Annotated in this window: 11 protein-coding genes; 4 read left to right on the top strand and 7 right to left on the bottom strand. The window is 59.7% G+C overall.

What is annotated here, in order from left to right:
- Window positions 1-56: 56 nt before the first annotated feature.
- Entirely contained in the window at window positions 57-956 is a 900-nt protein-coding gene (locus tag B3229_RS05850) for a lysine exporter LysO family protein (protein ID WP_048785819.1), read from the bottom strand.
- Between the two features lie 105 nt (window positions 957-1061).
- On the opposite strand from B3229_RS05850, the gene B3229_RS05845 reads away from it, so the two are divergent.
- A complete protein-coding gene (locus B3229_RS05845; RefSeq protein ID WP_286870065.1) occupies window positions 1062-2708 on the top strand; it encodes an ATP-dependent nuclease in 1647 nt (548 codons plus the stop codon).
- Between the two features lie 81 nt (window positions 2709-2789).
- Here the strand turns inward: B3229_RS05845 and cspD are convergent, their stop codons facing one another.
- Entirely contained in the window at window positions 2790-3011 is a 222-nt protein-coding gene (gene cspD / locus B3229_RS05840; RefSeq protein WP_033751327.1) for a cold shock-like protein CspD, read from the bottom strand.
- Window positions 3012-3332: 321 nt separating this feature from the next.
- On the opposite strand from cspD, the gene clpS reads away from it, so the two are divergent.
- Together clpS and clpA are read left to right on the top strand one after the other, a co-directional pair.
- Window positions 3333-3653: an ATP-dependent Clp protease adapter ClpS gene (clpS, locus tag B3229_RS05835; protein ID WP_033751321.1), complete on the top strand. Its 321-nt coding sequence runs from the start codon at window positions 3333-3335 to the stop codon at window positions 3651-3653.
- Window positions 3654-3710: 57 nt separating this feature from the next.
- A complete protein-coding gene (gene clpA / locus B3229_RS05830) occupies window positions 3711-5987 on the top strand; it encodes an ATP-dependent Clp protease ATP-binding subunit ClpA (protein WP_048785815.1) in 2277 nt (758 codons plus the stop codon).
- 89 nt (window positions 5988-6076) lie between these two features.
- Here the strand turns inward: clpA and infA are convergent, their stop codons facing one another.
- From infA to trxB, 5 genes are all read right to left on the bottom strand, one after another.
- The gene (infA, locus tag B3229_RS05825; RefSeq protein ID WP_002211347.1) at window positions 6077-6295 is read right to left on the bottom strand and encodes a translation initiation factor IF-1; all 219 of its coding nucleotides are present in this window, start codon (window positions 6293-6295) and stop codon (window positions 6077-6079) included.
- 347 nt (window positions 6296-6642) lie between these two features.
- Window positions 6643-7335 (bottom strand): leucyl/phenylalanyl-tRNA--protein transferase, encoded by a 693-nt coding sequence (aat, locus tag B3229_RS05820; RefSeq protein WP_033751930.1) that lies wholly within the window; start codon window positions 7333-7335, stop codon window positions 6643-6645.
- Between the two features lie 31 nt (window positions 7336-7366).
- Complete coding sequence (cydC, locus tag B3229_RS05815) at window positions 7367-9094, bottom strand: heme ABC transporter ATP-binding protein/permease CydC (protein ID WP_286870062.1); 1728 nt, start codon at window positions 9092-9094, stop codon at window positions 7367-7369.
- Window positions 9094-10863 carry a heme ABC transporter permease/ATP-binding protein CydD gene (gene cydD, locus B3229_RS05810; RefSeq protein ID WP_286870060.1) on the bottom strand — a complete coding sequence of 590 codons (1770 nt, stop codon included), beginning with the start codon at window positions 10861-10863 and terminating at the stop codon, window positions 9094-9096. Before cydD ends, cydC begins: the two co-directional genes overlap by 1 nt.
- Before the next feature lie 137 nt (window positions 10864-11000).
- The gene (gene trxB / locus B3229_RS05805; RefSeq protein WP_048785808.1) at window positions 11001-11969 is read right to left on the bottom strand and encodes a thioredoxin-disulfide reductase; all 969 of its coding nucleotides are present in this window, start codon (window positions 11967-11969) and stop codon (window positions 11001-11003) included.
- 527 nt (window positions 11970-12496) lie between these two features.
- Between trxB and lrp the strand changes: the two genes are divergently transcribed.
- Window positions 12497-12991, top strand: a complete 495-nt coding sequence (gene lrp, locus B3229_RS05800; protein ID WP_006118610.1) for a leucine-responsive transcriptional regulator Lrp — start codon at window positions 12497-12499, stop codon at window positions 12989-12991.
- Window positions 12992-13032 lie beyond the last annotated feature (41 nt).

Here is a 13032-nt window from a genome sequence, read left to right as displayed (position 1 = left end):
AAAGAGAAGACTAGACGAGGTTTCGCGCGCGCAGCCGTGAAAAAGTGCGCTGCGCGTTACGCGGAGAAAAAGGCGATGAGCAGCGGCGCCAGCAAACTCATCACAAAGCCGTGCACGATCGCGGCCGGCACGATTTCATTGCCGCCCGCGCGCTGCAGCACCGGCAGGGTAAAATCCATCGCCGTCGCGCCGCACAGTCCGAGCGCGCTGGAGCGATGCCGGGCGATCAGCGCCGGGATCAGCATGATGGCGGTCAGCTCGCGCACCAGGTCATTGAAAAAGGCGGCGCTGCCGATCACCGGTCCGAACGCTTCGGTCATCAGGATGCCGGAAAGAGAATACCAGCCGAAACCGCTGGCCAGCGCCAGGCCGGTTTTTAGCGGCAGACCCAGCAGCGCGGCGGCGATGGCGCCGCCGAGCAGGGCGCTCAGCAGCACCACCACCGACACCAGCATGCCGCGTCGATTCAGCAAAATCTGGCGCAGCGTCATGCCGCTGCCGCGCAGCTGCACCCCGACGAGGAACAGCAGAAAGATCAGCGCATATTCGCTGGCGGTGGAGGCGTGGCGCAGAAAAGCGATCTGCGTCAGTCCCGTCAGAAAGCCCACCACCACCACGCCGCACAGCGTCAGCGAGTCGAGCGCCATGCGCAGACGCGACGGCAGCGCTTCCTGCCTGTGCTTGTGCTGCCAGGGACGCTTTTTTTCCAGCAGGCGCAGCGCCAGCAGGTTGCACAGCAGGATCGCCAGCGCGCTGACCAGCGCAATATGAAAAACGCTCAGCAGGTTGCGGCTGAGATTATCGAGAAAGGCGAGGCTGATGCCCATAAAGAAGAGAATGATATAGACCATCCAGCCCAGCAGACGATTCACCAGACGTAAAAAAGCGGGCTGACGCAGCGGCAACAGCCAGCCTGCCACCAGCGGCAGCAGAATAATAAGAAGCCCAGAATACATAACGGATGCGTTTCCTTGCAGAGAGTGCGGACACGCTAGCGAAAAAGCCTGATAGAGTAAACCCTTGTATTACAGCGGTATGGCTGAACCTGAGGAGAGCGCGTCATGATTCTGGAACATATCGAGATTACCGGCTTTCGCGGCATTAATCATTTGTCGCTGCCGCTTACCCAGACAACCCTGCTGATCGGCGAAAACGCCTGGGGTAAATCGAGTTTGCTGGACGCTCTGAGCCTGCTGCTTGCGCCGCAGGAGACCCCTTATCAGTTTACCCGGCACGATTTCCACTTCACGCCCGGCAACCGCGAGACGCCGATGCGGCGGCTGCAAATCGTGTTTCATTTTCGCGACGACGGCAGCGAACAGTCGGCGCTGTTTTCGCCATTCTGGCAGCGCGACGCGCAGGGCGCGCGCTGGCTCTACTTCAGCACCCGCGCCCGGCTACGCGAAACCGAGGTCACCGCCTCGCGCCGCTTTCTGCGCGCTGACGGCGAGGCGCTGCCGCCTGCGGGCAGCGAAGAGGCGACAGGCGAGCTGGCGCGGCGGCATCCGGTGCTGCGCCTGCGCGATGCGCGCTTTAGCCGACGCGCGCGGCACGACAGCAGCGACGGGCAGGCGCGAAGCGCTGAGATGCGCGCGCTGGCGGCAGATATTGACAGCCTGACGCGCCAGCTGGCGTCGCAGCCCCATCAGCTCAGCGATGAAACGCTGCGGCAGGGCGTTGCCACCATGCAGCAGCTGATGGAGCACTATTTTCTGGTGCTGCAGCCTGCCGGGGAAGGCGCGCGGCGCAGCGAGCCGCAAAACCGCGACGGCGCGCACGGCTGGCGCGCGCTCGATCGCCTTAATCAGCTGATCGGCGAAACCGATTCGCGCAGTCAGCAGATCGTGCTGCTGCGCATGTTCGTTCTGCTGGCGCAGGCGCGCGGCGCGGCAGGGCTCTCCTCCGAAGCGCGCCCGCTGCTGCTGATAGAAGATCCGGAAACCCGGCTGCATCCGATTATGCTGTCGGTGACCTGGAATCTGCTCGACCTTATCCCGCTGCAGAAAATCGCCACCACCAATTCTGGCGAGCTGCTGTCGCTGACGCCGGTGGAAAATGTCTGTCGGCTGGTACGCGAACCGACGCGCGTCGCCGCCTGGCGCATCGGCCCGCAGGGGTTGAGCGCCGAAGAGAGCCGCCGTATCGGCTTTCATATTCGCGTTAATCGCCCGTCAGCGCTGTTCGCCCGCTGCTGGCTGCTGGTGGAGGGCGAAACCGAAGTGTGGATCATCAACGAGCTGGCGCGCCAGTGCGGCTACCATTTCGCGGCGGAAGGGGTAAAGGTCATCGAGTTCGCTCAGGCGGGCCTGAAGCCGCTGCTGAAGTTCGCCGCGCGCATGGGTATCGCGTGGCACGTGCTGACCGACGGCGACGACGCCGGCAATAAATATGCCGCCACGGCGCGCACTCAGCTGGCGCCGCAGGATGAGCGCGATCATCATCTCACGCAGCTGCCGGCGCTCGATATGGAGCACTATCTGTTCGGCGCAGGTTTTAAAGCGGTTTATCTGCAGATGGCGCATCTGCCGTTAAGTGCGGCGATGAGTCCCAGGCGTATTATTACCAAAGCGCTTCAGCACGCCTCTAAGCCGGAGCTGGCCATCGCCGTCGCGACCGCCGCCGCCGAGCGCGGAGAGCAGGCGATGCCGCCGCTGATGCGCCAGATGTTTTCGCGCGTGATGTGGCTGGCGCGCGGCAAAGCGGATTAACCGCACGTGCGCAATAAAATAAAATGCCAGCGACACGGCTGGCATTTTTTGGGGGAGCGTTCAGAATGGGGTGATAGCAGTTCAGGCGTGCTGTACAACGTCCACCGGCACGATCAGACTGGCATGATTGCCTTTCGGGCCCTGATGAACATCAAACTGAACTTGTTGCCCGGCTTTTAATGTTCTGTAGCCATCCATCTGAATCGTAGAGTAGTGCGCGAAGATATCTTCTCCGCCACCGATCGGACAGATAAAGCCGAAGCCCTTGGCGTTATTGAACCATTTAACAGTACCCGTCTCCATGCTTTTACTTCCCTCGCAAGACATTTTGATAATCAGGTGAGTAAATTAAAGCTGGGGTCGAGTTTGTTTAAAACTCAATCAGCTTGTGTCTGTAGAATGTAGAGAAAGGGCCCCTGGCGTCAAGCAAACCACCGGAGAGCGCAGGGATAAAATCATCAAAATTTGAGACAGTTAACGCTATTGCGAATTTTGTGATACAGGTCGCGCGCGGGTTTTTTCGCAAAAAATCGCTGCCGCGGAGGTGTGCTTGACAGGCGTGTTAAACTCTACGTATGGACAGATAATCGTCCGTATCGATGTGCAGAATTTCAACGGAACATTATGGCAAATACTAACGACTGGCTTAACTTTGAACACCTGGCCGAAGACAAAGCGAAAGAGGGACTGCAGCCGCCCTCTATGTATAAAGTCATCCTGAATAATGACGATTATACGCCTATGGAATTTGTTATTGACGTTCTGCAAAAGTTCTTTTCTTATGATGTTGAACGTGCAACGCAACTGATGCTGAAAGTTCACTACCACGGAAAGGCGATCTGCGGTGTCTTTACCGCCGAAGTGGCGGAGACCAAAGTCGCTATGGTGAACAAGTACGCGCGGGAGAATCAGCATCCATTGCTGTGTACGCTAGAAAAAGCCTGAACTCGCCCTCATATAGTGAAGGTGAGGTTGTCAGAGCGATAATTGGGGGAGGTGCCTATGCTCAATCAAGAACTGGAACTCAGTTTAAACATGGCTTTCGCCAGAGCGCGTGAGCACCGTCATGAGTTTATGACCGTCGAGCATTTGTTGCTGGCTCTGCTCAGCAACCCGTCGGCCAGAGAGGCACTGGAAGCCTGTACCGTCGATATTGTCGCGCTGCGGCAAGAACTCGAAGCTTTCATTGAACAAACCACACCGGTGCTGCCCGCCAGTGAAGCGGAGCGCGATACCCAACCCACGCTCAGCTTCCAGCGCGTCCTGCAGCGCGCGGTATTCCATGTCCAGTCATCGGGCCGCAGCGAAGTCGCTGGCGCTAATGTGCTGGTCGCCATCTTCAGCGAGCAGGAGTCGCAGGCGGCCTATCTGCTGCGCAAACATGAAGTCAGCCGCCTCGACGTGGTGAACTTCATTTCTCACGGTACGCGTAAAGACGAACCCGGTCAGGCGCCGCACAGTGAGAATCCGGTCAACGAAGAGCAAGCAGGCGGGGAGGATCGTATGGAAAACTTCACCACCAATCTCAATCAGCTTGCTCGCGTCGGCGGAATCGATCCGCTGATTGGTCGCGACAAAGAGCTGGAGCGTACCGTTCAGGTGCTGTGCCGCCGTCGTAAAAACAACCCGCTGCTGGTGGGCGAGTCGGGCGTCGGTAAAACCGCCATCGCGGAAGGCCTGGCCTGGCGCATCGTGCAGGGCGACGTGCCGGAAGTGATGAAGGACTGCACTATCTACTCGCTCGATATCGGTTCGCTGCTGGCGGGCACAAAGTATCGCGGCGACTTCGAGAAGCGCTTTAAGGCTTTGTTGAAACAGCTGGAGCAGGACAACAGCAGCATTCTGTTTATCGATGAGATCCATACCATCATCGGCGCAGGCGCGGCTTCCGGCGGCCAGGTGGATGCGGCTAATCTGATTAAGCCGCTGCTCTCCAGCGGGAAAATCCGCGTGATGGGCTCAACCACCTATCAGGAGTTCAGCAATATCTTCGAAAAAGATCGCGCGCTGGCGCGTCGCTTCCAGAAGATCGATATCACCGAGCCGACGCTGGACGAAACCGTGCAGATCCTGAACGGGCTCAAGCCGAAATATGAAGCGCACCACGACGTGCGTTATACCGCGAAAGCGGTGCGCGCCGCGGTTGAGCTGGCGGTGAAATATATCAACGACCGTCATCTGCCGGACAAAGCGATCGACGTGATCGACGAAGCGGGCGCGCGGGCGCGTCTGATGCCGGCCAGCAAGCGCAAGAAGACTATTAACGTCTCCGATATCGAGACCGTGGTGGCGCGTATCGCGCGTATCCCTGAGAAGAGCGTTTCGGCAACCGACCGCGACACGCTGAAAAATCTCGGCGATCGCCTGAAAATGCTGGTGTTCGGCCAGGATAACGCCATTGAAGCCCTGACCGAAGCGATCAAAATGAGCCGCGCCGGACTGGGGCAGGATCGCAAACCTGTCGGCTCCTTCCTGTTCGCCGGTCCGACCGGGGTCGGGAAAACCGAGGTTACGGTTCAGCTGGCGAAGGCGCTCGGCATCGAGCTGCTGCGTTTCGATATGTCCGAGTATATGGAACGTCATACGGTAAGCCGCCTGATTGGCGCGCCTCCGGGCTATGTCGGCTTCGATCAGGGCGGTCTGCTGACCGATGCGGTGATTAAACATCCGCATGCGGTGGTGCTGCTCGACGAAATCGAGAAAGCGCATCCGGACGTCTTCAACCTGCTGCTGCAGGTAATGGACAACGGCATGCTGACGGACAACAACGGCCGTAAAGCGGACTTCCGCAACGTGGTGCTGGTAATGACCACCAACGCGGGCGTACGTGAAACCGAGCGTAAATCGATTGGTCTGATCCATCAGGACAACAGCACCGACGCGATGGAAGAGATCAAAAAGATCTTTACGCCGGAGTTCCGCAACCGTCTCGACAATATTATCTGGTTCCGTCACCTGTCACCGGAGGTGATTCATCAGGTCGTGGACAAGTTTATTGTCGAACTGCAGGCGCAGCTGGATGCGAAGGGCGTCTCGCTGGAGGTCAGCGACGAAGCGCGCGACTGGTTGGCGGAGAAAGGCTACGACAAGGCGATGGGCGCGCGTCCGATGGCGCGTACGGTGCAGGAAAACCTCAAAAAACCGCTGGCCAACGAATTGCTGTTTGGCTCGCTGGTGGATGGCGGATCGGTCTCGGTGGCGCTCGACAAAGAGAAGAACCAGCTGACCTACCACTTCCTCAGCGCGGAAAAACGCAAAACGGAAGGCACGGTTCACTAAGCGCCGTACGACAGAAATAGAAAAGGCCAGATGCGAATCTGGCCTTTTTTTTCACCGCCGTTCAGGCGGCGAAAGCGAAATGAAGCCGCTTAGCGACTACGGAAGACAATGCGGCCTTTGCTCAGGTCGTACGGGGTCAGCTCAACAGTCACTTTGTCGCCCGTCAGGATGCGGATATAATTTTTGCGCATTTTACCGGAGATATGAGCGGTAACCACGTGACCGTTCTCGAGTTCTACACGGAACATGGTGTTAGGTAACGTATCAAGTACGGTACCTTGCATTTCAATATTGTCTTCTTTGGCCATCGAATCCTCTGGGTGGACTAGCTTTCAGTGAACCGGCAAGATAATGCCGAATTCCACGATTTATGTAAAGAAACGTTGGCGGTAAGGCCAACGCTTCGCCGTGCTTCGCGCGAGGGCGCGAGCATCTCGGTTAAATTCGGGTGTTTATGTGACGTCTGCGGGGGATTAACGGGCTAAGAATCTGCGTCAGTAGGCGGTAACACGCGCTCATCTGAAACAGTTCCGGGAGTGCGTTGTGATTCCCAGCCTGGCAATTCCGGCTCGCCGTTGCGAAGCGCGGACGACATACCAAACGCGACTATTATACCACTTTTGCGCCTGATTGTGTGCAAAACATCTGCGCAGGCTTAAAAAAGGGTCTGAGTACGCCAGCAGCCAGCGCTGACGGGCTGCCAGGCAAGGGTCTGAACATACTGCAAATAGTCGACGCGCGGGATCTCACGCGCGCCCAGCGAGGCGGTGTGCGGATTCAAAACCTGACAATCCACCAGCCTGCCCTGATGTTTCATGAAATGCTGGCAAAATACCCAGAGTGCGGTTTTCGAGGCGTTCTCGCTGCGGCTGAACATCGACTCGCCGCAGAAAATCTGCCCGAGCGCGAGGCCGTACATGCCGCCGACCAGCTGCTGATCCTGCCAGACTTCGACGGAGTGCGCATGACCCAGCTCATAGAGACGCTGCCAGGCGCGCTTTACTTCGAAGGTGATCCAGGTGCCTTCCTGACGACCGGCGGCGCAGCCTTCCACCACCTCGAAAAAGGCGTGATTCATGGTGACGCGGTATGGCGAGCGGCGATGAAACCGCGCCATGCTGCGGCTGAGATGAAAAGATTCCGGCACGAGTACCGCGCGCGGATCGGGCGACCACCACAAAATCGGATCGCCCGGCGAAAACCAGGGGAAAATGCCGCGCTGATAGGCGCTGAGCAGACGGGCAGGGGAGAGATCGCCGCCCATCGCCAGCAGGCCATTCGGCTCGCGTAGCGCCATCTCAGGCGGAGGAAAATGAAGGGATTCCCGTGACAGTTGCACCAGTCTCATCGCATCGTTACTCGTCGCTTTTTCGCTAAGACTATAGCGCAAAGCGCTGCTGGAAATGCCAGTAGCGCCCCTCTTTTGAGATTAATTCGTGATGCGCGCCCTGTTCGACAATCTGGCCATTTTCTATCACGCAGATGCGATCCAGCGTCTCCAGCCCGCTGAGGCGGTGCGTCACCATAATCAGGGTCTTGCCGGCGGTGACCTGCTGCAGCAGCGCTAGAATTTGCTGTTCGGTGGCGGCGTCGAGCCCTTCGGTGGGTTCATCCAGCAGCCAGAGATCGCCGTCGTGCAGCAGCGCGCGCGCAATCGCCAGACGACGCAGTTCGCCGCCCGACAGCGGACGGCCCCCTTCGCCGAGCCAGGCGTTAAGACCCTCTTCGCTCTCCAGCAGCCGCGTCAGCCCGCTCTGCCGCAGCGCCTCGCTGAGCTGCGCGTCGCTGGCGTCGGGACGCGCCACGCGCAGGTTCTCGCGCAGCGTCTGGTTAAACAGATGCACGCGCTGCGTCACCACGCTGATGCGCTGACGCAGCGATTTTTCATCCCAGCTGCGCAGCGCGACTTCCTGCAGCGTAATCGATCCCGCCTCCACGTCCCAGGCGCGCGTCAGCAGCGCCAGCAGGGTGGATTTACCGCAGCCGGTAGGGCCGAGCAGCGCCACGCGTTCGCCCGCCCGCACCTGCAACGAAAATCCTTCCAGCACCGCTTCGGGGCGATGCGGATAGCGGAAGGTGACCTGGTCGATCGCTACCGAGAGGCTGCCCGCTGCGCTGGTCGCGCTGGCAGGAAAGCGAATGGCAGGCGTCTGACCGATAATGCCGGTGACGCGTTGTGCGGCGGCGATCACCTGCGCCAGCGGCAGAAAGGCGCCGGCGACCGGGCCCAGCGCCTCGAAGGCGGCCAGCGCGCAGAAGACCACCAGCGCGATAAGCCCGCCGGAGGAGGCGTCGCGCGTCAGGCTATCGGCGCTCATCCATAGCAGCAGCGTAACGGTCGCGCCGCTTATCAGCAGCAGCAGGCTTTGCGACAGCGCCTGCAGGCGCTGCTGCTGCTGCTGCGCTTTTTGCCAGCGTGCCTCGTCGCGGTCGAGCTGCGCGCGCCAGCGATCGGAGAGGCCGTAGATTGCCAGTTCAGCCTGCCCGCTTAGCCAGTGCATCAGCCGCAGGCGCCACTGCGCGCGCTGCTGCGCAATGGCGCGCCCGGCTGGCGCGCCCAGCCGATAAAACAGCGGCAGCAGCAGCAGCGTCGCCAGCATTACGCCGCCGAGGGTCAGCGCCAGCCCTACGTCCAGCAGGCTGATGCCCAGCGTCACCACCACAATCACCACGACAGCGCCAGCCAGCGGCGCGATAACCCGCAGATAGAGATGGTCGAGGGTATCGACGTCGCCAACGAAGCGGTTAAGCAGATCGCCCTGGCGGAACGTCGCCAGCTGGCCCGGCGCCAGCGCGATAAGACGGCTGAAGGTAAAGACGCGCAGGTGTTGCAGCACGCGGAACGTAGCGTCATGGCTGACCAACCGCTCGAAATAGCGCGCGGCGGTGCGCGAGATTGCCGCGCCGCGCACCCCTGCGGCGGGCAGCATGTAGTTAAAACTGTAAAGCCCGGCGAGGCCGGCCAGCGAAGAGGCGGCAAGAAACCAGCCCGAAAGCGCCAGCAGACCGATGCTGGCGAGCAGCGTAACGATGGCAAGCAGCACGCCCAGCGACAGCCGCCAGGGGTGACGTAGAAACAGGCGCAGGAAAGGACGCAGGGCGGACATCAGCAAATCTCCTTCTGACGATGCGAAGCCATCTGGCGAAACGGACCCGGTTCGGCGATCAGATCGCGCCACTGGCCCTGCTGCGTTAGCTGCCCCTCCTGCATCACCCAGACCGCGTCCCACTGCTGCAGCGCGTCGAGCTGGTGGGTGATCATCAGGGTGGTCTGGCGGCGTGACGCCTTATCGAGCGCCCGCATCACGTGCTGTTCGCTGCGGCTGTCGAGGCTGGCGGCGGGCTCATCCAGCAGCAGCAGACGCGCGGGCTTATAGAGCGCGCGCGCCAGCGCGATGCGCTGCGCCTGGCCGACGGAAAGCCCCGCGCCGTCGTCGCCGATTGGCGTCAGCACGCCGGCGGAGAGTCGCGGTAAAAATTCGCTAACGCCGCAGTCGGCGAGCAGAGCGTCCAGATCGACGTCGTCCCGCCCGTTACCCATTACGATATTCTCCTGCAGCGTCCCGGCGGGCAGCTGCGGGTTTTGCCCAAGCCAGGCGATCTGCCGCTGCCAGTAGGCGCGGCTCATCTCGCGCAGCTCAACGCCGTTGACGCGCAGCGATCCCTGATAGGACAGGAAGCCGAGCAGCACGTTCATCAGCACGGTTTTTCCTGCGCCGCTCTGGCCCACCAGCGCCACGCGCTCGCCGGCCGCAAGCGTAAAGCTGAGGGGGCCGCACAGCGTTTTGCCCTCTGGACTCAGGGCCATCAAATCCTGAGCGACAATGGCGAGCGGCGCGCCATCGGGCAGCGTCGCTGCGCCCTCGACGGGGGCAGGCTGCGGACTCTCGCGCATAAAGCGCTCCAGAGCGTCCGCGCCGCCGACCGCCTGCGCTTTGGCATGATAAAACGCGCCGAGATCGCGCAGCGGCTGGAAGAACTCCGGCGCGAGGATCAAAGCGACGAAACCGGCAAACAGCGTGACGCCGCTTCCCCAGGCGCCGAAATGGAGTTCGCCGAGATAGGAAAAGCCGAAGTAAACCGCGACCACCGCAATCGCCAGCGACGCGAAAAACTCCAGTACCGCGGAGGAGAGAAAGGCGAGGCGCAGCACTTCCATGGTGCGCTGGCGAAAATCGGCGGTGGAGGCGGCGATAGCGGCGGTTTCCGCTTCGGCGCGATGAAACAGGCGCAGGGTCTCGCGTCCGCGCAGCCGGTCGAGGAAATCGCCGCTGAGACGCGCCAGCGCGATAAAGTTGCGGCGGTTGGCGTCGGCCGCGCCCATGCCGACCAGCGCCATAAACAGCGGGATCAGCGGCGCGGTGCCCAGCAGAATCAAACCGGCTGCCCAGTTGAGCGGGAAAACGGTCAGCAGAATGCATAAGGGGATCAGCGCCGCCAGCGTCATCTGCGGCAGATAGCGCGCGTAATAGTCCTGCATCTCCTCGATCTGCTCCAGCAGCAGCGTCGCCCAACTGCCCGCCGGTTTGCCGCGGATCCACGCCGGGCCGAGCGCGGAGAGGCGATCCAGCACCTGCTGACGCAGCGCCTGGCGAATCGCCTGGCCGGCGCGAAAGCCTGCGGCCTCGCGCGCATAATTAAACAGCGCGCGCAGCGCAAAGCAGAGCAGCAAAAGGGCGAAGGGGAGAAGCAGATCAGCGCGCGGCCGCTGTTCGACAATCAGCGCCTGCAGCAAAAAGGCGAGTAGCCAGGCCTGGGCGATAATCGCCAGCGCGCTCGCCAGTCCAAACAGCGAGGTCAATCGCAGCCAGCGGCCGCCGTAAGCGCGTTGCTGGCGCAGCCAGCGGGTCAGTTCCTGTTGCCGGGTTTTGTTCATGCGAGACCGTAGCGTTGTCGATATCCGGGAAAGGATAAGAAGGTAGCTCTTCAGGCGCCTGAATCTAGCACGGCGGCATAAAAAAAGGCGACTGAAAAACAGTCGCCCCGAATAAGTTAGATCAGCTAATTAACAACTTACCGATCGTTTTTAACCAGACCGTCGAGATAACGCTCGGCGTCCAGCGCGGCCATACAGCCGGTGCCGGCAGAGGTGATCGCCTGGCGATAAATATGGTCCATCACATCGCCTGCGGCGAACACGCCAGGGATGCTTGTCTGGGTGGCGTTGCCATGCAGGCCAGACTGCACCTTGATATAGCCGTTCTCCAGCGCCAGCTGACCTTCGAAGATCGCCGTATTCGGACTATGGCCGATGGCGACGAACAGACCGGCCACTTCCAGCGATTCGGTTTCCGCTTCGTTCAGCGTCGAGCGCAGCGTCAGGCCGGTCACGCCCATCTGGTCGCCGACGACCTCTTCCAGCGTACGATCGGTGTGCAGCACGATATTGCCGCTGCGCACTTTTTCCATCAGGCGATCGATCAGGATCTTCTCCGCGCGGAAGCTGTCGCGACGGTGAATCAGGTGCACTTCCGCCGCGATGTTCGCCAGATAGAGCGCCTCTTCCACTGCGGTATTGCCGCCGCCGATAACCGCGACTTTCTGGTTGCGGTAAAAGAAACCGTCGCAGGTGGCGCAGGCGGAAACCCCTTTGCCTTTAAACGCCTCTTCGGAAGGCAGGCCCAGATAGCGCGCCGAAGCGCCGGTCGCGATAATCAGCGCGTCAGCGGTGTATTCGGCGCTGTCGCCGATAAGACGGAACGGACGATTCTGCAGATCGACGGTGTGAATATGGTCGAAAATGATTTCCGTGTTGAATTTCTCGGCATGCTCATGCATGCGCTCCATCAGCGAGGGACCAGTGAGATCGTGCGGGTCGCCGGGCCAGTTCTCTACCTCGGTGGTGGTGGTCAGCTGACCGCCTTTTTCGAGGCCGGTGATCAGCACCGGATTCAGGTTAGCGCGAGCAGCATAGACCGCTGCGGTATAACCCGCCGGGCCTGAGCCCAGAATGAGCAATTTACTGTGTTTGGCCGTACTCATATGATCCTCAGTTTCATTCGGCTGACAACATGACCTGGGATTGTAGGGAATTTACCGTGGCAAAAAAAGGGCTGGGGAATTTTGTTACCGATAGCTGCAAGCGGCGTAGACGATAACGGCGGGTTCTGCACGTCAGCTGCGCTAAAAGGGGGCAATAATCGGTTTTTGCTGGTGCAAGAGTACAAAAATTCTCATTTAAAAACAGTTACCCAGCGGTCTGTCTGGCATCTTGTCCTGAATTTGGTCTTTTTACTTTGACAATCGCCTGCGCTTTTGCGAAAACAATGGCAGAAGCGAAGAAGAAGGAGAGAGTCAAAACAGGGTTTCGTTCCTCGTTTTGCCCTTTTTTCCCGATAAATTACAGCCTGGCATGGGTAATGACGCATGATGTGGACAGACAACATGCGTCATGCGGATGGATGCGCGACAGCGCACAGGCTCTGATTCTTCGCTTCACTAATGCCTTGAACAGTGAACGTTTCCAGGGCGTGGCAGGTAAAGGGAAGGAATTAAGAGAGACAATAATAATGGTAGACAATAAGAAACGCCCCGGAAAAGATCTCGACAGAATCGACAGAAATATTCTGAATGAGCTTCAGAAAGATGGTCGTATTTCCAACGTAGAGCTTTCCAAACGCGTAGGATTATCGCCTACGCCATGTCTTGAGCGTGTGCGTCGTCTGGAACGTCAGGGCTTTATTCTTGGCTATACCGCGCAACTTAACCCGCACTATCTCGATGCATCGCTGCTGGTTTTTGTTGAGATTACTCTGAATCGTGGCGCGCCGGATGTGTTTGAACAGTTTAACGCCGCTGTGCAAAAACTTGAGGAAACTCAAGAGTGTCACCTGGTTTCCGGCGACTTCGACTACCTGCTGAAGACGCGCGTGCCGGATATGTCCGCCTACCGTAAGCTGCTTGGCGAAACCCTGCTGCGCCTGCCGGGGGTCAACGACACCCGCACTTACGTGGTGATGGAAGAGGTCAAACAGAGTAATCGGCTGGTGATCAAAACCCGATAACGCAGCGCAGGTGCAAAACCTGCGATATTTCGATACACTCC

This window comes from Pantoea sp. UBA5035, from assembly GCF_002415245.1.
GTDB lineage: Bacteria > Pseudomonadota > Gammaproteobacteria > Enterobacterales > Enterobacteriaceae > Pantoea > Pantoea septica.
The sequence above is the reverse complement of the archived record's forward strand: the minus strand, read 5'-3'. Positions and strand labels throughout refer to the sequence as shown.

Coding starts and splice junctions, on each gene's coding strand:
- clpS (WP_033751321.1), top strand. CDS start 3,333: ATGGCAAATACTAACGACTGGCTTAACTTTGAACACCTGGCCGAAGAC.
- cydD (WP_286870060.1), bottom strand. CDS start 10,863: ATGAACAAAACCCGGCAACAGGAACTGACCCGCTGGCTGCGCCAGCAA.
- clpA (WP_048785815.1), top strand. CDS start 3,711: ATGCTCAATCAAGAACTGGAACTCAGTTTAAACATGGCTTTCGCCAGA.
- cydC (WP_286870062.1), bottom strand. CDS start 9,094: ATGTCCGCCCTGCGTCCTTTCCTGCGCCTGTTTCTACGTCACCCCTGG.
- trxB (WP_048785808.1), bottom strand. CDS start 11,969: ATGAGTACGGCCAAACACAGTAAATTGCTCATTCTGGGCTCAGGCCCG.
- aat (WP_033751930.1), bottom strand. CDS start 7,335: ATGAGACTGGTGCAACTGTCACGGGAATCCCTTCATTTTCCTCCGCCT.
- B3229_RS05845 (WP_286870065.1), top strand. CDS start 1,062: ATGATTCTGGAACATATCGAGATTACCGGCTTTCGCGGCATTAATCAT.
- infA (WP_002211347.1), bottom strand. CDS start 6,295: ATGGCCAAAGAAGACAATATTGAAATGCAAGGTACCGTACTTGATACG.
- B3229_RS05850 (WP_048785819.1), bottom strand. CDS start 956: ATGTATTCTGGGCTTCTTATTATTCTGCTGCCGCTGGTGGCAGGCTGG.
- lrp (WP_006118610.1), top strand. CDS start 12,497: ATGGTAGACAATAAGAAACGCCCCGGAAAAGATCTCGACAGAATCGAC.
- cspD (WP_033751327.1), bottom strand. CDS start 3,011: ATGGAGACGGGTACTGTTAAATGGTTCAATAACGCCAAGGGCTTCGGC.